Annotated in this window: 32 protein-coding genes and 1 other RNA gene; all 33 read right to left on the reverse strand. The window is 62.9% G+C overall.

The window, feature by feature from the left end:
- Positions 1–23: 23 nt before the first annotated feature.
- Complete coding sequence (locus tag PVT67_RS11650; RefSeq protein WP_301493788.1) at positions 24–353, reverse strand: hypothetical protein; 330 nt, start codon at positions 351–353, stop codon at positions 24–26.
- Between the two features lie 9 nt (positions 354–362).
- A complete protein-coding gene (locus PVT67_RS11655; protein ID WP_301493789.1) occupies positions 363–1,274 on the reverse strand; it encodes a phage tail tube protein in 912 nt (303 codons plus the stop codon).
- Positions 1,267–1,677 (reverse strand): phage tail terminator protein, encoded by a 411-nt coding sequence (locus PVT67_RS11660; protein WP_301493790.1) that lies wholly within the window; start codon positions 1,675–1,677, stop codon positions 1,267–1,269. Before PVT67_RS11660 ends, PVT67_RS11655 begins: the two co-directional genes overlap by 8 nt.
- The gene (locus PVT67_RS11665; protein ID WP_301493791.1) at positions 1,674–2,090 is read right to left on the reverse strand and encodes a gp436 family protein; all 417 of its coding nucleotides are present in this window, start codon (positions 2,088–2,090) and stop codon (positions 1,674–1,676) included. Before PVT67_RS11665 ends, PVT67_RS11660 begins: the two co-directional genes overlap by 4 nt.
- A 2-nt stretch (positions 2,091–2,092) precedes the next feature.
- Positions 2,093–2,518: an HI1506-related protein gene (locus PVT67_RS11670; RefSeq protein ID WP_301493792.1), complete on the reverse strand. Its 426-nt coding sequence runs from the start codon at positions 2,516–2,518 to the stop codon at positions 2,093–2,095.
- A gap of 66 nt (positions 2,519–2,584) precedes the next feature.
- Positions 2,585–3,508, reverse strand: a complete 924-nt coding sequence (locus tag PVT67_RS11675) for a Mu-like prophage major head subunit gpT family protein (RefSeq protein ID WP_301493793.1) — start codon at positions 3,506–3,508, stop codon at positions 2,585–2,587.
- Between the two features lie 6 nt (positions 3,509–3,514).
- Positions 3,515–4,654, reverse strand: a complete 1,140-nt coding sequence (locus PVT67_RS11680) for a phage protease (RefSeq protein WP_301493794.1) — start codon at positions 4,652–4,654, stop codon at positions 3,515–3,517.
- A gap of 102 nt (positions 4,655–4,756) precedes the next feature.
- Positions 4,757–5,674, reverse strand: coding sequence for a hypothetical protein (locus PVT67_RS11685; protein ID WP_301493795.1), 918 nt, complete (start codon positions 5,672–5,674; stop codon positions 4,757–4,759).
- Complete coding sequence (locus PVT67_RS11690; protein ID WP_301493796.1) at positions 5,667–6,164, reverse strand: hypothetical protein; 498 nt, start codon at positions 6,162–6,164, stop codon at positions 5,667–5,669. Before PVT67_RS11690 ends, PVT67_RS11685 begins: the two co-directional genes overlap by 8 nt.
- Positions 6,165–6,298: 134 nt before the next feature.
- Positions 6,299–6,766 carry a phage virion morphogenesis protein gene (locus PVT67_RS11695; protein WP_301493797.1) on the reverse strand — a complete coding sequence of 156 codons (468 nt, stop codon included), beginning with the start codon at positions 6,764–6,766 and terminating at the stop codon, positions 6,299–6,301.
- Between the two features lie 41 nt (positions 6,767–6,807).
- Entirely contained in the window at positions 6,808–8,058 is a 1,251-nt protein-coding gene (locus PVT67_RS11700; RefSeq protein WP_301493798.1) for a PBECR2 nuclease fold domain-containing protein, read from the reverse strand.
- Positions 8,058–9,629 (reverse strand): DUF935 domain-containing protein, encoded by a 1,572-nt coding sequence (locus PVT67_RS11705; RefSeq protein WP_301493799.1) that lies wholly within the window; start codon positions 9,627–9,629, stop codon positions 8,058–8,060. Before PVT67_RS11705 ends, PVT67_RS11700 begins: the two co-directional genes overlap by 1 nt.
- Positions 9,630–11,273 carry a hypothetical protein gene (locus PVT67_RS11710; protein ID WP_301493800.1) on the reverse strand — a complete coding sequence of 548 codons (1,644 nt, stop codon included), beginning with the start codon at positions 11,271–11,273 and terminating at the stop codon, positions 9,630–9,632.
- The gene (locus PVT67_RS11715) at positions 11,260–11,433 is read right to left on the reverse strand and encodes a hypothetical protein (protein WP_301493801.1); all 174 of its coding nucleotides are present in this window, start codon (positions 11,431–11,433) and stop codon (positions 11,260–11,262) included. The genes PVT67_RS11710 and PVT67_RS11715 overlap by 14 nt, the downstream gene beginning before the upstream one ends.
- Complete coding sequence (locus PVT67_RS11720) at positions 11,433–12,011, reverse strand: DUF3486 family protein (RefSeq protein ID WP_301493802.1); 579 nt, start codon at positions 12,009–12,011, stop codon at positions 11,433–11,435. Before PVT67_RS11720 ends, PVT67_RS11715 begins: the two co-directional genes overlap by 1 nt.
- Positions 12,012–12,013: 2 nt before the next feature.
- Complete coding sequence (locus PVT67_RS11725; protein WP_301493803.1) at positions 12,014–12,304, reverse strand: VpaChn25_0724 family phage protein; 291 nt, start codon at positions 12,302–12,304, stop codon at positions 12,014–12,016.
- A 2-nt stretch (positions 12,305–12,306) separates the two neighbouring features.
- Positions 12,307–12,636, reverse strand: coding sequence for a DUF2730 family protein (locus tag PVT67_RS11730; RefSeq protein WP_301493804.1), 330 nt, complete (start codon positions 12,634–12,636; stop codon positions 12,307–12,309).
- Positions 12,620–12,865 (reverse strand): TraR/DksA C4-type zinc finger protein, encoded by a 246-nt coding sequence (locus PVT67_RS11735; protein WP_301493805.1) that lies wholly within the window; start codon positions 12,863–12,865, stop codon positions 12,620–12,622. Before PVT67_RS11735 ends, PVT67_RS11730 begins: the two co-directional genes overlap by 17 nt.
- Complete coding sequence (locus PVT67_RS11740; RefSeq protein ID WP_301493806.1) at positions 12,858–13,091, reverse strand: hypothetical protein; 234 nt, start codon at positions 13,089–13,091, stop codon at positions 12,858–12,860. The genes PVT67_RS11735 and PVT67_RS11740 overlap by 8 nt, the downstream gene beginning before the upstream one ends.
- Entirely contained in the window at positions 13,054–13,317 is a 264-nt protein-coding gene (locus PVT67_RS11745) for a hypothetical protein (RefSeq protein WP_301493807.1), read from the reverse strand. The genes PVT67_RS11740 and PVT67_RS11745 overlap by 38 nt, the downstream gene beginning before the upstream one ends.
- Positions 13,317–13,745: a DUF5675 family protein gene (locus PVT67_RS11750; RefSeq protein ID WP_336407735.1), complete on the reverse strand. Its 429-nt coding sequence runs from the start codon at positions 13,743–13,745 to the stop codon at positions 13,317–13,319. The genes PVT67_RS11745 and PVT67_RS11750 overlap by 1 nt, the downstream gene beginning before the upstream one ends.
- Positions 13,746–13,864: 119 nt before the next feature.
- Positions 13,865–14,161 carry a hypothetical protein gene (locus PVT67_RS11755; RefSeq protein WP_301493808.1) on the reverse strand — a complete coding sequence of 99 codons (297 nt, stop codon included), beginning with the start codon at positions 14,159–14,161 and terminating at the stop codon, positions 13,865–13,867.
- 631 nt (positions 14,162–14,792) lie between these two features.
- Complete coding sequence (locus PVT67_RS11760) at positions 14,793–15,206, reverse strand: Mor transcription activator family protein (protein ID WP_301493809.1); 414 nt, start codon at positions 15,204–15,206, stop codon at positions 14,793–14,795.
- Complete coding sequence (locus PVT67_RS11765) at positions 15,199–15,675, reverse strand: hypothetical protein (RefSeq protein WP_301493810.1); 477 nt, start codon at positions 15,673–15,675, stop codon at positions 15,199–15,201. The genes PVT67_RS11760 and PVT67_RS11765 overlap by 8 nt, the downstream gene beginning before the upstream one ends.
- Positions 15,672–16,250: a gp16 family protein gene (locus tag PVT67_RS11770; RefSeq protein ID WP_301493811.1), complete on the reverse strand. Its 579-nt coding sequence runs from the start codon at positions 16,248–16,250 to the stop codon at positions 15,672–15,674. Before PVT67_RS11770 ends, PVT67_RS11765 begins: the two co-directional genes overlap by 4 nt.
- Positions 16,251–16,454: 204 nt before the next feature.
- Positions 16,455–16,667, reverse strand: coding sequence for a hypothetical protein (locus tag PVT67_RS11775; RefSeq protein ID WP_301493812.1), 213 nt, complete (start codon positions 16,665–16,667; stop codon positions 16,455–16,457).
- A 10-nt stretch (positions 16,668–16,677) separates the two neighbouring features.
- Positions 16,678–16,742: hammerhead ribozyme type II (locus PVT67_RS11780), an RNA gene on the reverse strand.
- Positions 16,741–16,920, reverse strand: a complete 180-nt coding sequence (locus PVT67_RS11785) for a hypothetical protein (RefSeq protein WP_301493813.1) — start codon at positions 16,918–16,920, stop codon at positions 16,741–16,743. The genes PVT67_RS11780 and PVT67_RS11785 overlap by 2 nt, the downstream gene beginning before the upstream one ends.
- A gap of 8 nt (positions 16,921–16,928) precedes the next feature.
- The gene (locus PVT67_RS11790) at positions 16,929–17,537 is read right to left on the reverse strand and encodes a DUF3164 family protein (RefSeq protein ID WP_301493814.1); all 609 of its coding nucleotides are present in this window, start codon (positions 17,535–17,537) and stop codon (positions 16,929–16,931) included.
- Between the two features lie 59 nt (positions 17,538–17,596).
- Complete coding sequence (locus PVT67_RS11795; RefSeq protein WP_301493815.1) at positions 17,597–17,857, reverse strand: hypothetical protein; 261 nt, start codon at positions 17,855–17,857, stop codon at positions 17,597–17,599.
- Positions 17,854–18,372, reverse strand: coding sequence for a helix-turn-helix domain-containing protein (locus PVT67_RS11800; protein ID WP_301493816.1), 519 nt, complete (start codon positions 18,370–18,372; stop codon positions 17,854–17,856). The genes PVT67_RS11795 and PVT67_RS11800 overlap by 4 nt, the downstream gene beginning before the upstream one ends.
- The gene (locus tag PVT67_RS11805) at positions 18,369–18,890 is read right to left on the reverse strand and encodes a helix-turn-helix domain-containing protein (protein ID WP_301493817.1); all 522 of its coding nucleotides are present in this window, start codon (positions 18,888–18,890) and stop codon (positions 18,369–18,371) included. The genes PVT67_RS11800 and PVT67_RS11805 overlap by 4 nt, the downstream gene beginning before the upstream one ends.
- A 7-nt stretch (positions 18,891–18,897) precedes the next feature.
- Positions 18,898–19,617 carry an AAA family ATPase gene (locus PVT67_RS11810; RefSeq protein ID WP_301493818.1) on the reverse strand — a complete coding sequence of 240 codons (720 nt, stop codon included), beginning with the start codon at positions 19,615–19,617 and terminating at the stop codon, positions 18,898–18,900.
- Positions 19,618–19,678: the final 61 nt, after the last annotated feature.

The following is a 19,678-nucleotide window of genomic DNA, read 5'->3' on the forward strand; positions in this document are numbered from 1 at the left end:
CAGGGCGGCCGTTATCGCGTCGGTTAGTTTTTTACGGCGGCCTCGCCGTTGAGGGCGTCCTGGTAGGCCCGCAGCACGGCATGGACAAAGGGCCTGTCGTTGGCCAGGGCGGCCTTATTCTCGGCGGTGGCAGGCAGTTCCTTGCCCTCTTCGCCCTGGATGCCGGACCAGCCGGTCACCATTTCCTTGAGCAGGGCGGCATCCCCTTGAGGAGCCAGTTCGGCATAGCGCTCGGCGCTCAAGAGCTTGAGGTCTACCTGGAAGGGGCACTCGGCCACCTCGCCGTTATCCAAGGCGATGCGGGCCACGGCGGGCCAGTTTTTGATGATGCGGTCTTTGACGAACTTGAACATGGGTGCTCCTTACAGGCAGGTGAAGGTGTCAACGTCGCTGACCGGGATCAGCGGGATCTCGTAGGTCAGGGTGCCGTCCTTGTCGCCATAGGTTGGGCGGCCGAGCTGTACGCGGCTGGACTCCCACTGCACCTGATTGCCGGCAACGCCGTGGGTAAACTGGATGGCCAGCTCGGTGCCGTCCTTGGCGGCGGTGAAGGGGTCGAAGCCGGCGAGGGTATCGGCTTCGAGCACCAGCTTGGCGGTGGGCTGGAAGTCGGTGATCTCCACTTCCTCGTGGCCGACGTACTCGGCATGCACTACCTGGTTGGCCTGGTCGTACTCCAGGGAGATGACCTTGGCAGCCTGGCCGCCCAGCACGCAGGAGGAGAACTCGACGCCCACCTTGTGGGGCTTCTTCCAGACGCTGAAGTCCTGGGCAGCGGCGGCGGCGGCCAAGGGCGCCACGAACAGGCCGGTGAAGGTGAACATCAGGCTGGGAAAGCTCTTGGCCTCGGCCTTGAGCTTGAAGGTGCCACGGGCACCGACAAAGGCGTGGAGCACCCCGTCCTGGTAGAAGTAGAAGGTCAGGGAGTCGGTGGCGGTGTCGTCGATGCTGTGCACGCTGGAGGTGCCGGCGGTCTCGACGGTTTTGCGCAGGCAGGCGTTCATCAGAGGGGCCCAGGCCGGCGCCGTGCCGGCGGTGCCGCTGCCGGCCCAATCCACCTCGAACTCGACGGTGCCGAACACTTCAGTGGCCAGCTCGGGGGCGTTGCCCAGGGTGCCGTCGTCATAGTCCAGCTTGGAGTTCTCCCCCGCCATGGGGGTGATTTTGACGTTGCGGCCCAGTACGCCAACGCTCGGCTCAGCGGCGGCGATGGCGTCCACGCCGTAGGTGACTTCGGTGGCGAAAACCAGCACCTTTTTTCTGGTATTACGCATAGTTGGCGTCCTCGGTGTAATCGGTTGTGAAACGGTCCAGCCAGGCAACGGTGCCGGCGCGGCTGGGTTGCAGCTGCCCGCCGGCCAGGGCCAGGGGGGTCAGGCTCGGATCCGGGGCCCAGCTGAACAGCAACTGGCGCACCAGGTTCCTGGGGGTGGTGAGATCCGGTGTCTTGCAGTTGATTGCCGGCAGCACCAGCAACACGCCCAGGGTCAGGGTCATGTCCTGGCGATAAAGGCCGGTGCCGTCCACTACCCCATGGGGGCGCTCTGACAGCTCCACCACGAACAGCTTTTCCCTGCTCACCTGGCGGTCCTGGAAGCCAGACAGGGCCAGCAGCCCCTCCACGTCCTTGAACTGGTCCTTGAGGCGGGCAATGAGCAGATCGGGCACGGCTATCACAAGAACCCCTGGCTATTGGCGCGGGCCCAGACGGTGCCGGCGGACTGGATCTCGGACAGGTTGCTGCCTTCGGGGGCGTCGGCGGCGTCCAGGCCGAGACTGATAGCGCCGCTCGCCATCTGGTCCAGCATCTTGAGGGCGGCGTCATGGCGTTTGGTCACCTGATCGGTGGCCTGCTCGTCGTACAGGTAGTAGCGGGTCAGGTCACAGCACAGGCGCACCAGCACAGGCGGCACCTGGGCCAGCGGCAGCGGGTAGCGGCCGGCCAAGTAGCCGTCTATGGTGGCGGTAGCGTCTGCCAGGGCACCATCCAAGACGGCCTGGTCGATGACGCCGGCCTGGGCCCTGTCGGTGAGGACGATCAGCTCGTCCTCACCGAAGCGGGCCTGCATGTCAGCCAGGGCCGCGTACATGCTTAGGCGTCCTGGCCTTCGTCATGCACTTCAACCTGGGTGGCCTCAATGGCGGCCACCAGTTCGTCCTTCTTCAGGGTCTTGGCGCCCTCGATGTCGAGGCTTTCGGCCAAGGGCCGCAGCTCAGCCAGCGTCAGCTCGGCCAGGGTCTTGTGCTCCCCATCCAGGGTCACTACACCGCCGACGGTGCCATTCAGGCTGCCCACCAACTGAGGTTCCAGGGTCCTGCCCTTCTGGTCAGCTTCACGGAGCGGCTCGGCTTTTTTGACTGCCAGGCGGGTGTCCGCCTTGAGGGCCGCCAGTTGGGCATCGGACAGGGCAACGCCATCAAAGGTGTTGTCACCCTTTTTAAAGGCCAGGCCAGCACGGCGATAACCATCATGGGCAAGGCTCGCAACCACCAGCGCGTAAACGATCGTCTTGGACATAACATGGGGTCTCCATGGGGTTGAACAGGGTGTTTACGGGGCCTTAAAGGCCCCGTATGAGGGCGGTTACAGCACGTCAACGACCAGCAGCTTGACCTTGCCTTTCATCTCGTTCTTGACGGTGACACCGCCTTCGTCGATGAAGTCGCGCTCCAGCAGCTTGGTGGCTTCCTCTTCAAGGCTGGGGGGGACCACCAGCAGATTGGGCCGGATCTTCAGCTTCTTGCCGCCGTCGCGGGTGAAGGCGCGCATGCGCTTCCAGGAGTCCCAGAGGTTGGCGGCGGTCAGGTCACGCTTGTTACCGAAGGCCATCTGCCAGAAGCCGTAGCCCGCTTCACAACGCATGTCTGCACCGAACTCGAACTCATTGCTGGTCCAGACCGCCGGGTCGGTGGGGTTGAACAGGGTGTTGATGGCCAGCTTGCGGCGGTCCTGGAAGATCAGCGGCTTGAGCGGCCGGCTGGTGTCCAGCAGGTACCAGGGCTCGCCGGTGTAGCCAGAGCCAGTTTCGTCCACCATGTTGGCCACGGAGCTATCGGCGCCGGTGCCATCGTGCTTGCTATTGACGGGGTGGTCGGTGTCGAAGAAGTTCTGGCCGTCGTAGCAGGCGGTGGTAAAGCCGTTGGGGAGCAAGCCGAACACCAGTTCGTCGGGGAACTCGGCCCCTTCCTGGGCCAACGACTGAACAACGGTGGGCACCATGCCGATGTTGTCGTCCTCAACGTCATCGCGATTGATGCCGATGGTGTTTTCCCAGGTTTTGTTGGTGATGCTGTAGCCATGCTCCTTGACGGAGTTCACTACGCGGTCACCCACCCACTCACGGAAGGAGGGCATGGCGCCGATCCAGCCGTAGGTGTTGGACTTGCTGGTGGACGGCACCACAGTGGCCACCAGTTGGTACTGAGGTTCGACGTTGGCCAAGGCCTTGGCGAACTCCATCCTCACCGTGGTGCGAAGGGACTGCAGAGCTGAGGCGGTAATCAACATGCTGGCTTACTCCTTGTTCTGCTCGGCCTTGGCCTTAGCAAACTCCTCGTAGGAGCAGCCAATGGCGTCAGCGAACTTTTTGTCTTCGGCGGTCAAGGCGGCGATGGCGGTGTCTTCGCCTTCGGGCGGCTTGGCCGTGGTTTGGGTGGTGGTCAGGGCGGCGATGGCCGGGCGCTCGTCGACAACCGCCTTGAGGGCAGCCACGCCCTGGGTCTTACCGAGCGCCAACAGGTAGGCCTTGTCCTTCTCGCCGAAGACCTTGCCAGCCTTGGTGGCGGCCTCCATGGTGGCGTCCAGGGTCACGGTGCCATGCTGGGCACTGAGGGCGGCCAGTTGCTGCAGCGCTTCGGCGTGCACGTCCTTGGGCACAAACTGGCTCATGTCCGGGCCGGTCTTGGCCTTCAGGGCCGCTACTTCGGTCTCCAGGGGGCCGGTCTTGTCGGCCTTGGCCTTGAGTGCGGTGATGGCAGCAGTGCCTTGGTCAACGGCGGTCTTGCAGGCGGCGGCGTCAGCAGGGTCTATGCCCTCGGTACTGACGCCCAGCGCCGCCAGCAGGCGCAGGGCTTCGTTCATGGCGGGATCTCCATGGTGGGTGGTGGGGTTAAAGGAGGCCTTGAGGGCGGCAATGGCCTTCATGCCGTCGAGGGCCGGGTCATTGGTCAGGGCGATATGCAGCAGCGCCAGGGGGCGACCGCTGGCCTTGTCGTAGGCGAAGACGGCGCTGGTGTAGCGGTACTCTTTGTCGCGGATCATCTGGGCCGCGTTCTTGGTCCACTCCACCCCATCGGCGAAGAGGCCCTGGCCCGGCACGTAGCGCAGGGCGGACGGCTTGACCCAACCGGCGGCCGGGGCGGGCTGGCCGTTGTCGCTGGTGCGCAGGGTCTGGTGTTCGTAGTCGAAGTGGTAGTCGTTGCTGCGCTCGGCAGCGGCGGCCTGGATGGCCTGCCAGGCGGTGTCGTCCAGCAGCCACTGGCCACCAGGTACATCAAAGGGGCGACCGTCCTTGGCCTTGAACAGACCGTCCGGCAACAGCTGCACAGCGCCCGCCTGCTCCAGGGAGAGGCTACAGGCGACGATGCCAACCACGGCGGCGTTGGTCTGGTTGTTCAGTGCCGCGACGGCGGCTTCAAGGGGGTGTTTTTTCATGGGGCCATGGTGGCCCCAGGGAGTCAGGGGGTGGGATGAAACGCGTTACTGAAAAATGGGCCATGCAGGCCCGTGGGGTTTAGGCTGAGTCGTTATTGGGTTTTAAGGGTGAATTTCGGACGTCTTTATTAGTGATTTTTCCAGCCATTTGAAACAGTCAGACGTTCTTTCCAGACCTTTATTGAGCGCCAGCTCAAGCAATGCATCCACTGGTGTTCCTATCAAATCCGTAAGCGTGGTCATCTTCCCGTCTTTTGACTGATATTCTCGACGCATTCGCAGATTTTCTCGCTTTGAATACACCTCAACGGTAGCTTTAGCCAACTGAACCGAGGTTAGATCAGGCAACCTTCTGCATTCAACCATTCGGGAATGAAGGGAATCAAAGCCAGTCCTATGTTTTAAATACGTGTTCCATATTTGGTGATAGCTCCGTATCGAGCTATCAATCACTTTTGCACAATACCTGATGCTGCCGCCTTCACTTTGATACGCGTAGACCCACTCTACTATCTCAGCCAGCGTGTCGGCTGCCCGCTCTACATATTCTGTCTCTATTTGGGTTCTGGATTGACTCTCAAGAGTAGTCAAGTTGGCTAGCAAGTCTGTTAAAAACAGTCCTATTTCGCTTAGTTTCTGTTCTCTGTGTGCGGCCAGGACCATATCCTGTTGCGCCACAGCAGCCTTGGCGGCTTCAACTCGGGCATCCGCCATTTCTTGGCGAGTCAGTTTGGCGTCTTCCCTTGCCAGTTGCAGTTCTTCTGCCTGCATGCGCAGCTGATTGACCAGCAGCACTATGGCCACGAATGACAGGATGGGGTTGAGCACACCACCCAAGTAATCCCCGAAGGTGCCGAAGTCTTCATGCTTGGGGGATAAGGCTCCGTGAAATTTCAGCAGGTAGGCCCCCAGCAATAACAATGCAGCCACAACAGGCACGATGAAGTACCAACGGCTGATGGGTTTGACTTTGTTGGTGTCGTTTGCTTGGTCGAGCTGGGGTTGTTCCATATCACTCATGTGCCGTTATCCGTATCCGGCCAAAGCCGGTCTCTGCGTCTGTCCATACCTCCACCGTTCGGGTGGGGGTGTCCTTACTACTGTGCTTACCCTGGGCCTGGTCTGAAGCCTTGAGCTGTTGCGCCACCCAGTTGGGGCCGCCGGGCAGGTCCGGGGCCAGCAGTTGGGTGGCGGCCATCATCACCCGCACGTTGCGCATCAAGAGGCTGTCGTTGTCGTCCGGCCAGGTGAGGTACAGATCCACCCGGTGGGGATGCTCCCGGCTGCCGGTGAAGGCAATGGCTTGCTGGTTGGGTTCGCCTTCGTAGACGCGCCGCCCTGTGCTGCTGGACAGCAGGGCGAAGTGGTCGGGGAGGGCTTTGAGGATGGCGGCTTCACCGAGGGGGAAGCCAGGGGCCGTGCTGTAGGCCGAGGCCGTGGCGGGCTCGTCGAGGGCAACCTGCGCCGACCCCAGGGTGACCAGCATCAGCACCACCAGACTAAGCATCATTGCCTCGCCTTTGTTGCTCTTCCATGTCCTTGCCTCGCGGATCCTTGCCCATCGTTCGCAGTATAGGGCGTTTAAATCGCCCGCAAAACGTTTAAAAGGGTCTGGCGGCTAGCTCGGCACGGCCCAAGGGGGCGTTAGGCGCTTACAGCGCCGCTGAGGAAGTCGGCGACGATGGCGAGGATCTCGGCCTCGTCTTCGGGGGTGACGCCGAGGAAAGGGCGGGCCGGGATATCGCCCCAGAGGTGGGGGAACTGGGCCCTGGTGCCGCCGAACTGCATCATGGCGCCGTAGACCATGGGGGTGCCCAGGGACAGATCGTGACTGGTGGCCTGGTAGACCAGGTTGTAGAGGTAGCCGTTCTCGATGAGCACCTTGTCCAGGTTCTTGGTCTTGCGGGCCAGGGTCGAGGGCCTCAAGGGCGCCCAGGGGGTGCCGTCCGGGGCGACGCCTGCATCGAAGCGGTCCTGGGTGCTGCCCAGCAGGTACTCACCGATGGCGGCCATGGGCTGCTGGAGGTCCTCACCCTGGTCGATAAGATCCTGGAGGGTCTTGTGGGTTTCGGCAAAGCCCTGGGGGGCGATGTTGATTTGGGTTCCGGCCATGCTATGGTTGTTTCCTCAAGTGATGCAGGGTGAGGTTCGGCTCAATTCCCTGCACTGCTGTCCGCACCGCCGATGCCGGGGCGAGATCCCACCGCTTTGCCTTCCAGGAACACCAGCATTCCTTGCCGCTGCCGGTTGACGTAGCCAAGCTGCTTAACCGGGATAAAGGTCCAGGCTTCCAAGATCCCCCTGGCCACCTGGGCCACCAGCAACTGCCCCTTGTACTTGCCCGCCGAGACCATGCGCAGGAACCGCCAGCGCAGCTCAACCTTGCCGGTGCCCTTGTGGCGCTCAAAGGCGGCCCAGACTTCGTCCGGCTTGGTAAGCACCTCAGGCACCAGGGGCAGCATGGGCGCCCTGGCGATGTCGATATGGTCGGCGAGGCTGGCCGCGTTGAGGTAGACCGGCATGGGGCCGCCCTGCCAGATCACCTCGCTCCCGCCCAACACCTGGGTGGCGAGGGCCACCAGCTCGTCGCGGGTCTGGGCCCTGGCCGCCAGAGGCGCCTTGGCCTCATGGATGGGCAGCAGCTCGGGCCGGCCGTAGGTCTTCCAAGAACCCGGCGTCAGCCGCTCCCAGGCCTCCCCCTTGCCGGCCTGCCAGTCGGCCATGTCCTGGTCGGTGAGGCGCCGTCCCAGGCTCGCCTCCCCCACCGAGTAGTCAAAGCCGGGGTCTATGCCCTTGGGCACCTCCAGGACCTCGCCGGTCTTCTTGTTAGTCCACTGATAAGTGCCCTGCTCCGGCGCTTGGCCTATCTCCAGCCCCAGCCGCTGGAACTGGCCTTCTGTGTAGCCGCGCACTGTGCAGGTGCAGCCCCAACCGTTCTGGGGGAAGTGGGTGCGCCACCAGGGGTCGTCCTTAGGCAGCACCAGCTTGTCCCAAGACAGGTGGTCAGGGCGGGGGGTGCCGGAGTGGCCATGGCGGTATTGCCAGTAGGGGAAGCCCTGGAGCTGCTCCCAGCGCCCGGCGTTGTAGGCCTGGCGCATATTGGTGTCGTAGATCACGCGGGCGCGCCAGTCGGCACCGCCTTTGTGCTCCCAGCCGTGCTTGGCGGCGATGGCCTTGAACTGCTGCTTGAACGCGCCGAGGGCCACGCCATCGGCTATGGCGCCGTCCACGGCCTGGCGCAGGTCCGCCAGCAGGTCGGCCTGCATGGCGCCGGCCACCACGAAGGCGCGGCTGTGCATGGCGCCCCAGAGGTCGTCCCAGGCGGCCGTGGGCATGCTGAGCTTGCCCCGGAAAAAGTCGATGGCCTGGGCGAACTGCACGCCGCCGTACTGCGCGGACCCCATCAGTTGCCCAGCTCCACGTCATAGCGGCCGGCCAGGCTGGCCGCCGCCATGGCCTGCTGCATCACCCCGGCCAGGGCGGCGGCGCCCTGGCCCTGGTAGGCCTGGATCAGGGCCTGCTCCACTTCCTCCCAGCTCTGGGCCTTATCCACCAGGTCGGCAATGGCGGTCAGTTGCTGGTCCAGCTCGGTGCCGGCCTCGTTGGCCAACTGGTCGGTGAAACTGCCGAGGCCGTCACCTTGTGGCGGGGCCGCCTTGAGGGCGGCAAAGCGCAGGGCCGCAGGGCTTTGCGGCGTCGCCGGTGCCGGTGCGCCCGTTGGGGCTCCCAGCACCGCTTCGCCGTCCTTGGGCTGGGGGATCTTCAGCTTGTCATTGACCCAGGCGGCAGGGATGCGGGCGCCGGCCTGGACCAGGGGCGGTATAGCCTGGCTGAAGCTGACCAGATCTTCCGGCTCCTGGGTGTCGAACTGGAGCCGGGCCCGGCGGCGCTGGTCGGTGTAGGTGCTGCCGTTCAGGAGCAGCAGCGGCCATACCAGGTCGCGGGTCAGGGTTGAGCCGATCTGGCGCAGGTCGGAGTCCCGCAGCTCTTCGCGCACCTCGTTGTGGACGTTGCCCAAGGCATGGGTGCTGGACTTGCCGTCCGCCTGGCTGGTGAGGGTGCCGCCCAGGATCACCTTGGACTGGGTACGCTCGGCCCACTCCACCATGGCCATGTAGGGGTCGGAGGCGCCTTTGGCCGCTTCGCGGAACTCGATGTCCATGCCCTTGGGGATGATGCCGCCGGCATTGTGGCCGATGCTCATGATCGCCTGCAGAAGGGTGGACTTCTCGGCCTGACTGGCACCGGCCGGGTACTTGCCGAGGCGCAGCGGCAGGCCATAGATCTCCAGGAACTCGGCCAGGTCCCGCACGCTGTAGTTCTTAAACAGGAAGGGCCAGGCCAGGGTGCGGATAAGGCCAGAGCGGGGGATATAGCCCGACTTGGCCTTGTGGCGGTGCTGCACCCAGCCAAATTGCCAAAGCGGCTCGGCCCTGCCCCCGTCCAGGCGCAGCAGCACCTGGCTGGGGTTGGTCTCGCTCACGGTGAAGCGCCTGGCCGGCAGGGTTTCAAACTGCTGCGGATACCATTCTTTGCTGTCCCTGGCCCAGTGGACCTGGCTGTTGTTGATACTGCGCAGTATGCCGTCGCCCATATCCAGGATGAGGTCTTCGAAGTCCGGCACCGACCTGAGGATCTCGTTGACCATGTCGGCATCGCGCTGTTCGGCGCGGCTGGCGTTCGGCGGCGGCACTATCTGCCACGTCTTACTGAGGAGGGCATTCTTGCGTTTGGCCAGTTCGGCCATGACGTGGCCGTCCTTTTCCTCGATGTCGTCGGCAAGGTCCAACTGACCGAGCAGGTCGCCATGTTCGGCGTTTAACATGATCTCGGCCAGGCGGGCCGGGGTGAGGCCGGAAGTGGGGTGTTCGGCCCACTCTTTGCGCACCAGGCCCACCTCGGCCTTGTCAGTCTGCTGATTGGTCAGGGCCTGGGTATTGCGGCCCAGACGGGCCTTGATTTTGTCGATACTCACTTACCAGCCCCCTTTCATCGGTACTGTCAAATCGTCGTCTTTGGTGGCGTCCCAGCGGCTGTTGTGGCTGGGCAATGGGGTGTATTCGATGGTGCCCCCTTCCATGAAGGAGGCCCGCACGGCCATGCACAGAGCGACTGCGAAGTCGCCATGGCGCTTGCCCTTGCCGGATTGCAGGTCGTCCTTGCGGCCTTTGTCGATGCTGGGAATGCCGTTCACAAGCTTGATGTGCTGGAGGTCGTCCAGCACCGTCTGGTGGCGGGGCAGCTCCAGGTTGAAGGCCTCGAACTCGCCTTTGAGCTTGGGCATCCACTCGTGATACCAGCCCTGGCTGAGATTGACCTGGTCCACCATCTCGACGCCGTACTTGAGTGCGGCTTGCTCGGCGAGATACCCGCCGTTGCCGGTGGCGTCAAAGGCCAGGCCAACCAGGCGCGGCAGGCGGCTGGTGATGTAGAACATGATCTGTTCTTGCTGCTTGTAGGGGACGTTGCGCAACTCGACGGCGAAGGGCACCCGCTTGCGCAGGTCCGGCTTGATGGCCAGGGGCACGAAGACGGTGAGGTCACCCCGGCGGGCAAAGTCCTCGCCGAAGCTGTGGCGGTCCTCGGGGTCGAGCTGGGCCAGCAGCGGCTTGAGGTTGGCTTCACACCAGTCCCGCACCTCGGCTTCGCGCATGTCCGGCGTCCAGGCCATGAAGTCTTCCGGGGCTTCGAAGCGCAGGATGGGGATGGAATGGTCGGCCACCATGGCCGCTTCGATGAGGATGCGGGACAGGTAGCTGCCCCCGGACTTGCGGGGCACGCAGCCGTATTCCTCGTCGGCGCATTCCTGGTTGGGTGCGTTCTTGTAGAGGTTCTCGCGCCACTTCGCCTCGCCTGCCAGGCTCCAGTCTTGGCCGGTGACATAACAGATCCGCTTGTAGAGGCCGTCCGCTATGGCGTCGTCCAGGGTGATGCGGTGGACGCTGTAGTCCTTGCGGCCTTCGCGGGCGTCCTGGATGTAGGTGTTAAACGGGTTATCAACGCCGTTGTGGGTGCTGATCAGACGCACCTTGTTGCCCCACATGGTGAGCGCCAGGGCGGCCTTGAGCAGCTCTTCGAGGTTCTCGTGGAAGCCAGCTTCGTCGATGACCACGTCCCCTTGCAGGCCGCGCAGGTTGGACGGCCGGGAGCTGAGGGCCTGGATCTTCCGCCCCGTCTTGGGGAAGCGGATCATGTAGGTGAGGATCTCTTCCTTCTTGGCGCTGTCCCAGAAGGTCTGCTCATAGACGTCGGCCTCGGCCAACTGGTTGAAGGCCTTGGCGAAGAGCGCGGCAGCGGCGATGTACTCAAGTGCCATTTCCTTCTTGCTGCCCACGTAGAAGGTGTTGCAGCCGCCCCGGCGGCGGGGCTTGGCGGCGTTGATGACGTTGCGGCCGGCCTCGGCCCAGGTCAGGCCGGTGCGGCGGCTCTTCTCGGCGATCATCACCTGGGATTCGTCCTCGAACCAGCGCTGCTGGTACGGCAGGAAGACTGGCTCACCGCCGGGCTGGGCGTCGACCATCTCCTGGGGCACGTCCACCCCGGCCAGCTCCAACTCCTCGGCGAGGTTTATCTTGCGCGGTTCGCTGATGGCGGTGAGGTGCAGCTTATTGGTGGCCATGGCGGCCTCCTATCCAGGGCCAGGACTTGGCAACCAGGTAGAGCGCCCCGCCGAAGAACAGGGCCATGTCCCAGGCCTGTGTGGCCAGGGCCGAGAGGAACAGCAAGGCAAAGAGCGTCCCCCAGACGGCGGCCATTACCTGGTGGAAGGCTTGGCTCATCAGGCTTTCCCCAACAGGATCTGGCGGATGCGGTCTTCGAGCTGCTCGCTCATGCCGTCTTCGCCGCGTAGCTCTTCACTCACGGCGTTGGCCGCTTCCTCGGCGTAGGCGCGGCGGATCTCTTTCTCGCGCTTGTGGCTGCTCATGGCCGCGCTCTCCAGTCTTTGGGCGGCGAGCATGGCATCCTTGATCATGCCGATATCCACTTCGGCCTCCGGGTCCTCGGCCTGGCGCATCATGGCTTTGAACAGCTGGGTGCGGCCTATCTCCAGGATGAGTTTGGAGAGGTCCCCGGACGGCTTATCGCCGAGCTGGGCCACCAGGGCGTTGCTGACCTCCCGCAATTCGCGCAGGTCCTTGCCGATGGACTCCAGACGGGTGGCGTAACGGTTGAGCCCGGAACGGGACAGCTGCATGTCTTCGGGCAGTTCAGCGCCCTCGATCAGCTCGTTGACGGCGTCCAGGATGTCGCCTTGGTTCAGGCGGCCGTCGCGCAGCATGGCGTCCAGCTCGCGGCGGATATGCTCAGGCAGCAGGTCGATTTTGGAGCGGCGGCCTCGGGTGGGCTTGTCGGCCATGCTTACTCCCCGGCCCTGGGGCGCTGGATGCCGGGCACGCGGGCACGGCCCAGGGCCACGTCTTCGCCGCGACCGGTGATGGTGACTACCTTGGAGCTGAGTACCGGCTCCATCTTCACCAGCCCCTGCTCTTCCAGCCAGGCCAGCTCCACATGGAGGGCGTCCCGGCTGACCTCAAGGGCGAACATGCCCAGGCCATCCTGGAGCATGGAGTCGTTCATGGTGCCGCCCGGCTCCTCGTGCAGCAGCCGCAGTATGGTGAGGCGGCGGTGTTGCCTGCGTAGTTCGGCCATGCTCATTTGCGTTTGCCCTCCAACAGTTCGTTCTCCAACAGCAAGTCCCCCAGGCGCTCCAGGCGTTTGAGCGCCGGGGACACGGCGGCCAGCTCCACCTTGAGGTCGGAGATCTTCAGGCTCAGCTCGTGCAGGTCTTTTTCCCCTGGCAGGTCGTCGATACGGCGCTCCAGTTCGGCCATCAGTGCCCCCTGGGTGGTGACGGTGGCGGCCAGGGCCGCCATCTCTGTGCGCTTGGCAAAGGTCAGTTGCAACAGCGCCACCACCACCGACAGCACCAGGGATGCCAGGGCGATGTAGAGGGGCAGCAGGTCTTTATCGAGCCAGTCCATGCAGTTGGCGGTCCTTCAGTTCGGTGATTTGCTGGCAGTCGATGCAGCGGCAGGCATCGGGCACTTTGGCCAGGCGCTCGGGCGGCACCTGGACGGGACAGTCCAGGCACCAGACGCGGCCCTCAGCGTCGATGTCCTGCCGCTCGTGCGGCCGGTTCTTGTGGTTGGAAAGCGCCTGCTGGCGCTGGTTTTCTTCCAGGTTCTGGGCGGCGTCGAACAGATCAGGCATGGGTCTTGTCCTTCAGCCAGGTGTCGGCCAGGCCCTGAACGGCGGCCTGGATAGCGGCCTCATCACCCGCCAGGCCGGCTTCGATGAGCTGCACGGCGTAGTCGTCCAGGTGGTTCTCGGTGCTCTTGGCGTAACGCTCCAGGGCCCAGAGCACCATGCGGCGGGTGATAAGGGCAGCGACGATGTTCTTACCGGCTTGGAGAAGCAGTGCGAGCAAGGCTTGCATGGGGTTGTCCTCGGTGGTGGCGGGCGGGTTCGCCCTGGTGGATGTGCTGGTAGATGTCCACGGGCGTGGGGCTGGCCCAGCCGCCTTGGTACTTGGCCTGCATGGTGCCGTCATGGCTGTGCAGGCCGGGGCGACCTACGGGCTCGCCGGTGTGGTAGTGGCGCAGCTCTGCGGCCAGGCGGTCTGCCCTGCCCTTGTCGAAACTCCATTGCCAGTTGCGGCCCATCACTGGCCCCTGATGCGCAGCACGGCGCCCTGGTCGCCGACGACGGCCAGCAGGTGGTTCATGGCATGGCGGCTGCCCAGCACGGCCCAGTCCTCGTCCAGCACGCCGAAACGGTCACCAGGGGCGATACAACCCTTGAGTTCAGAGACGCGGTTGGCAACGTGGATGAGGCAATGGGTGCGCAGGCTGGGGCCGTCGAGGGTCACGCCAAGGTCGGGGCTTTCGATGGCAAGGCAGAGCCCCTTGCTGGGGCTCTGGTGGCGCTTGATGAGGTAGGTGCCCTCAGGGATGCAGCTGAGGCCAGGCCTGTTGTTCTGCCAGGGGCATTCGATGGTGGCCGCCAGCAGCTCGCCGGCTTCGTCTTTGAGTTCGCCGAAGGTGCCGTGGAAGAAATAGCGGCGGTGCAGCGTCAGGGTTGGGATGGGCATAAACACACTGGGCTCGGGGATCGAGGCTCCAGTGTGTTAAAGGCGGTGTTTAGGCTGGGATGAAACGCGTTCCTTAAAATTCAGGGCGGGCGAGGAATGCTAGAGGGACATGGCGACGCTCAATAGAAGTGAGCCACGACCTCATGTTCCTGGTAGTTGCCCTTGGCGTCGTCCCTAACCCGGCAACTGAAACTCCTGGGCGCCAGCCAAGCGCCGAATCCATTTTGCAGCTTGACCTTACCGAAGACATCGGTGCCGTGGCCGTTGTGGAAGGAGCTGATCTCGGTGACTTCGAAGGCGTACTGCGCTGTTCGCTCGATGGCGCTCTTACAGGCATCCTCCTGCCAACTGCCAGCGACGTCAGACTTGCAGCCAGCTAACAACAATACTACCGCCGTAACCGATACCTTGTTCATCCTTGTTCACCGTCCTGGAATGGGAAAGGCCCTGGCTGATACCAGGGCCTTTTATTTACGCATGGACGGGAGGCGGGCTCAAGTTCGGCAAAGTTTACGCAATAGGCCATGGAGCGCTTCGAGCCGCTCCGCCAACTCACTGATCACCAAACCCAGATCCGCCACTTGTGAGCCATGAAGGTCACTCGCCTGGTTCAGCAAAGCCCCAAAAATTCGCAACATGGCCTCTACTACCGACAGTTCATTTAGAACGGCGGTTTGGTCTACCAACTCAGAAGAAATTGCCTGGCCACTCATAGTGTTTACTGCCTCTAAACATGCCCTAAAAAATAGATAACAGCCCGAGGACAGATGTTCAATACAGGACAAAATGCCCTATTTGAATGCAAATATACGAAAAAGACACACAAAACACATTATTAAGGATTTAATGATTTATATTTAACCAATAAATTCAATGACTTGCGTTACCATAACACCGATTTCAAATGCGCAGAAAGTAATAGAATTTCGCTGTAGATCGAAAAAAAAATGCGAGCATTATTTAAAATGTGAACCTTGTCACACCACGTCCCCACCCTGAAAACAAAAAACCCGCCATCAGGCGGGTATGTAGTGCTCAGGTCCAGGGTCACAGCAGCGGCAGCTGCACCTTCTTTCGGGCCAGGCTGCGCTGCTCACGCAGGATCTTGGCAATGCCCTGGCGGGTAAAGCCGTACTTGGCCATCAGCGCGTCGATGTTGCGGCCGTTGAACTCCTGCCACACCTGCATGTTGCGCAGGGCCCTTTGCAGGCTGTCTCCGCGCGGCAGATAGAATTCGCGGCCACCCATGTAGTGGGCCTGGGCAACCACCGCATGCTGGGCCAGCTCCAGGGCCTGTTTCTCACTCAGGCCCTTGCGGGCAAAAGCGGCCTTGAACACCTCCACCAAGTTGGCGAGGGTCACGGGCCAGGCGGACTTGAGATCGTCATCGGTGAGCTTGTCCAAGTTCTCGATGATCTGATCCAAGTCGGTGCCCAGCATGTCCAGTTGCTCTTCACTCACGGTTACCTCCAAAGCGGTCCATTTGCTCCTGCCAAAGGCGGTCATTTACCTCCTTGGGCAGCTCGTTATGGGCCCGCACCTCCAGCGATTGGCTCTTGGTTTGGGGTGCGGAGACGCTTTCCAGGGGGAGCGTCTCCAGCACCTTATTCAGGTATTGATGCCCGGTCAGGGGCTGCCAGCCGCGCTCTAAGCGGCGCTTGGCCAGGCTGGCCACCGTCGCCTCCAAAGCCTCGGCCAGGCGCCGTTCGTTGGCGCTCAGCGCCAGGGCCTCCTGCATCAGCCGTAGGGCGCGGGCGTTGGTGAGGTCGGATTTCTCGGGCCTGAACAGGGCGATGTACTGCACCAGGGCCTGGCCCAGCCGCTTTGGCAGGCGCACGGCGAAGCTCAGCAAGTCGCGGGTGGCCTCGTCGCTCACCATGGCGTCCAGGTGCAGGTTGGTCTTACAAACGGGACAGCGGGACAACTTCATTGCAGGGCTGCCCCCGTGGCGCTGTACTTGGCGGCAAGGTCGCACAGCGTCTCGTACCAGCGCCCGTCATTCAGGCGGCGGTAGTCCGCCAGGGTGGCGTACTGGCTGGATTCGGGCAGCATGGGCCAGCGCCTGGCCAGCGGCCGCTCCAGTTCCCGCCCGTGCCACTGCTTGAGGGCCTCCAGGGCCTTCTCGGCCTTGGCCCCCTTGAGCCAGCCGACGTGCTGGATGCCGGTGACCTTGGCCGCCCATTTATCCAGGGCGGTCTCGGAGCCGTCGCGCACGATGCCCTGGCGGGCCATGGTGATCCAGATGGCGCGGAGCTTATCCACGGCCGGGTGCTTGCCCTGCCCTGCTTTGGGGCTCTGACGCTTGCCGTTTGAACCCTGTTTGGGCAGGCGTTTAAAGCCTTTTTGCTCGAAGTGCGCCAGCACCTGGTCTGCCTCCTTGAGGGTCAAGGCCTTGCTGGAATCCTTGCCGGTGATGTCCACCAGGATCTGCCGGTAGACCTCCTCTTCCAGGCCCAACTGGCTGCGGGCCACATGGATCAGGGTGATTTGCTGCTTAGAGGCCATGCTTTACTCCTTACCCAACATGGCCGGCTGCGCGGCGCCTTTGACACCGTATCGCTGTTTGATACCGCCGGCTGCTGCGAAGGTTGTTCACCACTGTACTGGCCTCCTTGGCACTGAAGCCAAAGGCAACCCGCAGATCGGCGGCGCCGTAGTAATGCCCTGTCTTCATTAGCAAGCGGGCCACCTGCTCTGTCGTATTTGCTTTCACGCTTTCCCCTCCTGTGCCGGCATCACCAGCCAGCGCTTATTGCCTTTGCACAGCAGCACGTCGGCAAAGGGCTCTGCCTGGAGCTGCTCGGCTCCGGCCGCCAGGGCCGCCGGCAGGCTGGCATGGTCGCCAAGGGCTATCCGCACCGGCTTGCCCTTCTGTGTCACCACCTGGCACTCCAGGCTCATGGCTGCTGCAACGTATTCCATCGGTTCCTCGGTATGGCTGCTCATCAGTGCCGGGCCACCACGCCCGGCAGACGTCCGTCCCTGGACGTTTCGCTTAGCGGAGCGGGCCTCCGTTCAGCTCGGTCAGCTTCACCTCCAGGCGCATGGTCATGGCGCCCATTTGCAGGTCCAGGGAGACGTCGTCGCGGCATTGCTCGCCCATGGCCTTCATGCAGGCCCGGACTAGGTCGGCAACGCTCATGGCGGGGTTCAGTTGGATCGCGGGTTGGGTCACGGGTCACCTCACAACTTGGCGATGTCGAGGGAGAGCTGCTTGTAGCGGCCCTGTTCGTCACGCTTGTAGAGGCGCAGGTAACTGCTGGTGCCCACCACAGTGATGGAGTCGGCGATGGCGTCCATGGCTTCCTTCCATTTGGGGTGTTCGATGGCGAGCTGGCGCAGGCTCAGCACCTGGCCGACGTCAATGTGGCCTTCCTTGTTGACCCTAAAGGCGTGGTCCACCAGGGCCCGCAGTTCGGAGCTGGCACCTTCCGACCACTCGCCGATGCACTGGTCGATGAGGCTCTTGGCTGCCTGGATCCGTTCATCGAATTTCTTGTGCTCGCCCTGGGCAAGCTGCACCTGGTACTCGCCGTCGTAGCTGGTGAGGCTGACATTGCCTTTGCGGCCCCCCCATTTGACGTCGTACTGCTCGGCGCTCAGCTCAACGAAGCTTCTGATTTCGCTCATGGCGCCGGCCTTGAAGGCAGCCAGGCGCTGCTGCTCGACCTGGGCCTGCTGAACCAGGCGCATCACCAGGTCGTCGCGCAGCAGGTCGATGCCCTTGACTTGGTCTTCCGGCACCAGATGGCCGAGGGCGTTCTTGCGGTAGCCGTGGGGGTTGTTGGTCATGGGTTTCTCCTTGTTCAAAACGGGTTCAAAGCTGCTGTCGTGTTTTTGGGCTGCGGCGTTCATTGGCGCTCTTCCTCCCACTGCACCAGGCAGCCGAGATAGCGGCTCACCATACGGTGGTGAAGCTGGCCGCCTGAGCGGCTGCTGACGGCGGCGACCTGGCCCTTGAACAGGTCCCTGGTGGGCCTGCTGATCTCGATGACCGGCTGGCTGTTGCCGAGCTGCACGTCCAGGACGTCGAAGCCGTTGGCAGCCAGGCCGTTGACGGCCCTTTGGGCAGCGCTTAAACGCGCCTTGATGTTGGCGGTGCTGGGTCTCATCCCTTGTTCCTCTGATGGCGTTTGGCCCAAACCAGGGCGTTGTAACGGTTGGCCAGGCGGGACAATTCCCGCTCCAGCAGTTCGGCATGCTCGGCTGGGCTCTGGGCCATGCGGCGGCAGTAGTCGAGCTGGGTGTCCAGGGGATAGCGCTCGTCGTCCTGGCCCTGCACAGGGGTAATGCGCTGGGTCTTGGCGGTGTTCTCCAGCTGCGAGTGTGGGCAACCGGCCCGGCAAGCCCGAAAGAGCTTTACCCGCAGGGGATTGCTGCTCTTGAAAGGCCGTTCCTGGTTGCTCTTGCACTCATGGATAGGGATCTCCCCCATGACTGGGCACTTCACGCAGCTGTGCATGAAGTGCCCTTCCACCTTGACCCGCAGGGTGTCGAGGTCGCCTTTGTAGGTGCCCTTGAGCACCTGGTTGACCATGGAGGCGCTGACCCCCAGGGCCGCGGCCACCTGACGCTGGCTGGCCTTTTCAGTTTGTTCTTGCAGTACAACGAGCCAATGCTTGCTCATGCTTCCTCCTTGTAGGGGTAGAAGCGGTCACGGCTGGGGGCATAGACCCCGTCCAGCCTCGGCTCTGGAGGCTTGGCCCCCAGGTCCAGGTTCAGCCGCAACAGCTCTCCAACTTCCGTGTCGTGAATGCGACGCAGGATCCGGGCTCGCTCCAGAGCCCGCAGATACCGACGTACCGTGGAACTGGCCACCCCTGAGGTGGCGGTGATTTCCTCCGGCCTGAAGGTGCGCAGCATCCGGCAGCTGTTCCAGGCGCGTTGCCTGGCGTTGGGCCGGAGCTGTTTCCTGGTCTGCTGATGAGGCAATGGCTTGTCGTCCAGCAGGCGGTAGCGATGGGTCAGGGAGCAACGCCCCTGCCAAGTCCGCTCCACCCGGCCGTGCTGAACCAGCTTGCGAATGAATGCCTTGGCGTTTTCGGTGTGCATCTCGGTGGCGGCTGCGATTTGCTCTACCGAGAAACTGTCTCCCGCTTTGAAGCAGCAGCAGACGAAGCGCCAGGCGTCTTGCCTCTTCGACATTTGGACCTCACATGCCTGGTCGGTAGCTGCTGCCGAAGAAGGGCTGGTCTCCCCAGTGGGCGCAGGTGACAAAGTCCAGTTCATTGGTCTTGGCGAGCTTCTCGATGCGGCCCAAGCCGATGGCCAAGCGCCGCATTTCACCGCCTGCGCTCTTGCGGAGTTGGTCGAGCAGGTCCGGGTCAACCTGGATGCCGTCTTCCAGCAGCGTCTCGGCCATGATCATCACGTCTTCGAGGTCTGCCGGGCGGAACTCGGCCCACTCGGAGATGCGGTTGTAGAACTGCTTGCGGCTGCTGATACGGCGGGCGATCTGGTCCATGCCGATAAGCACTACCGGCACTTCGGTGGCGTCGTAGATGTCGCGCACCGTCTCCAGCATGCGCACGTCGCGCATGAGGTGGTCTGCCTCGTCGATGAACAGGGAGCGCTCGTGCATGCTCATCTGCTCGATGATGTGATCCACCATCCTGGACACCCTGGGCATGGGATCGGCACCCAGTTCGTCCATGATGCGGCTCAGGAGGCTGGTGGCGCTGTCGGTGGCTCGGGCCACCACATAGATGCCGTTCACCTGGTTAAAGAGGTGGGTAACGGCGGTGGTTTTGCCGAGGCCGGTGGAGCCATGGATCAGGCCGATACCGGGGACACCGTAGGAACGGCCAGCCAGGGAGTCGAAGACATCCTGGGTGGCGATGACATTTTTCACTGGCGCTATGGCTTCTTTCATGTTTTTCTCCTTGAGCTTGTGAGGGCACCTTGGTGCCTTTACTGGTGGGCGCTGAGCCCTA

The sequence above is a fragment of the Gallaecimonas kandeliae genome, assembly GCF_030450055.1.
Classification (GTDB): Bacteria; Pseudomonadota; Gammaproteobacteria; order Enterobacterales; family Gallaecimonadaceae; genus Gallaecimonas; species Gallaecimonas kandeliae.

Coding starts and splice junctions, on each gene's coding strand:
- PVT67_RS11750 (WP_336407735.1), bottom strand. CDS start 13,745: ATGCCCATCCCAACCCTGACGCTGCACCGCCGCTATTTCTTCCACGGC.
- PVT67_RS11765 (WP_301493810.1), bottom strand. CDS start 15,675: ATGAAGTTGTCCCGCTGTCCCGTTTGTAAGACCAACCTGCACCTGGAC.
- PVT67_RS11695 (WP_301493797.1), bottom strand. CDS start 6,766: ATGGCCGGAACCCAAATCAACATCGCCCCCCAGGGCTTTGCCGAAACC.
- PVT67_RS11675 (WP_301493793.1), bottom strand. CDS start 3,508: ATGTTGATTACCGCCTCAGCTCTGCAGTCCCTTCGCACCACGGTGAGG.
- PVT67_RS11680 (WP_301493794.1), bottom strand. CDS start 4,654: ATGAAAAAACACCCCCTTGAAGCCGCCGTCGCGGCACTGAACAACCAG.
- PVT67_RS11710 (WP_301493800.1), bottom strand. CDS start 11,273: ATGGCCACCAATAAGCTGCACCTCACCGCCATCAGCGAACCGCGCAAG.
- PVT67_RS11725 (WP_301493803.1), bottom strand. CDS start 12,304: ATGGCCGAACTACGCAGGCAACACCGCCGCCTCACCATACTGCGGCTG.
- PVT67_RS11720 (WP_301493802.1), bottom strand. CDS start 12,011: ATGGCCGACAAGCCCACCCGAGGCCGCCGCTCCAAAATCGACCTGCTG.
- PVT67_RS11740 (WP_301493806.1), bottom strand. CDS start 13,091: ATGCAAGCCTTGCTCGCACTGCTTCTCCAAGCCGGTAAGAACATCGTC.
- PVT67_RS11810 (WP_301493818.1), bottom strand. CDS start 19,617: ATGAAAGAAGCCATAGCGCCAGTGAAAAATGTCATCGCCACCCAGGAT.
- PVT67_RS11805 (WP_301493817.1), bottom strand. CDS start 18,890: ATGTCGAAGAGGCAAGACGCCTGGCGCTTCGTCTGCTGCTGCTTCAAA.
- PVT67_RS11770 (WP_301493811.1), bottom strand. CDS start 16,250: ATGGCCTCTAAGCAGCAAATCACCCTGATCCATGTGGCCCGCAGCCAG.
- PVT67_RS11755 (WP_301493808.1), bottom strand. CDS start 14,161: ATGAACAAGGTATCGGTTACGGCGGTAGTATTGTTGTTAGCTGGCTGC.
- PVT67_RS11650 (WP_301493788.1), bottom strand. CDS start 353: ATGTTCAAGTTCGTCAAAGACCGCATCATCAAAAACTGGCCCGCCGTG.
- PVT67_RS11690 (WP_301493796.1), bottom strand. CDS start 6,164: ATGATGCTTAGTCTGGTGGTGCTGATGCTGGTCACCCTGGGGTCGGCG.
- PVT67_RS11700 (WP_301493798.1), bottom strand. CDS start 8,058: ATGGGGTCCGCGCAGTACGGCGGCGTGCAGTTCGCCCAGGCCATCGAC.
- PVT67_RS11730 (WP_301493804.1), bottom strand. CDS start 12,636: ATGGACTGGCTCGATAAAGACCTGCTGCCCCTCTACATCGCCCTGGCA.
- PVT67_RS11795 (WP_301493815.1), bottom strand. CDS start 17,857: ATGAGACCCAGCACCGCCAACATCAAGGCGCGTTTAAGCGCTGCCCAA.
- PVT67_RS11745 (WP_301493807.1), bottom strand. CDS start 13,317: ATGGGCCGCAACTGGCAATGGAGTTTCGACAAGGGCAGGGCAGACCGC.
- PVT67_RS11790 (WP_301493814.1), bottom strand. CDS start 17,537: ATGACCAACAACCCCCACGGCTACCGCAAGAACGCCCTCGGCCATCTG.
- PVT67_RS11665 (WP_301493791.1), bottom strand. CDS start 2,090: ATGTACGCGGCCCTGGCTGACATGCAGGCCCGCTTCGGTGAGGACGAG.
- PVT67_RS11655 (WP_301493789.1), bottom strand. CDS start 1,274: ATGCGTAATACCAGAAAAAAGGTGCTGGTTTTCGCCACCGAAGTCACC.
- PVT67_RS11800 (WP_301493816.1), bottom strand. CDS start 18,372: ATGAGCAAGCATTGGCTCGTTGTACTGCAAGAACAAACTGAAAAGGCC.
- PVT67_RS11775 (WP_301493812.1), bottom strand. CDS start 16,667: ATGGAATACGTTGCAGCAGCCATGAGCCTGGAGTGCCAGGTGGTGACA.
- PVT67_RS11715 (WP_301493801.1), bottom strand. CDS start 11,433: ATGAGCCAAGCCTTCCACCAGGTAATGGCCGCCGTCTGGGGGACGCTC.
- PVT67_RS11685 (WP_301493795.1), bottom strand. CDS start 5,674: ATGAGTGATATGGAACAACCCCAGCTCGACCAAGCAAACGACACCAAC.
- PVT67_RS11670 (WP_301493792.1), bottom strand. CDS start 2,518: ATGTCCAAGACGATCGTTTACGCGCTGGTGGTTGCGAGCCTTGCCCAT.
- PVT67_RS11735 (WP_301493805.1), bottom strand. CDS start 12,865: ATGCCTGATCTGTTCGACGCCGCCCAGAACCTGGAAGAAAACCAGCGC.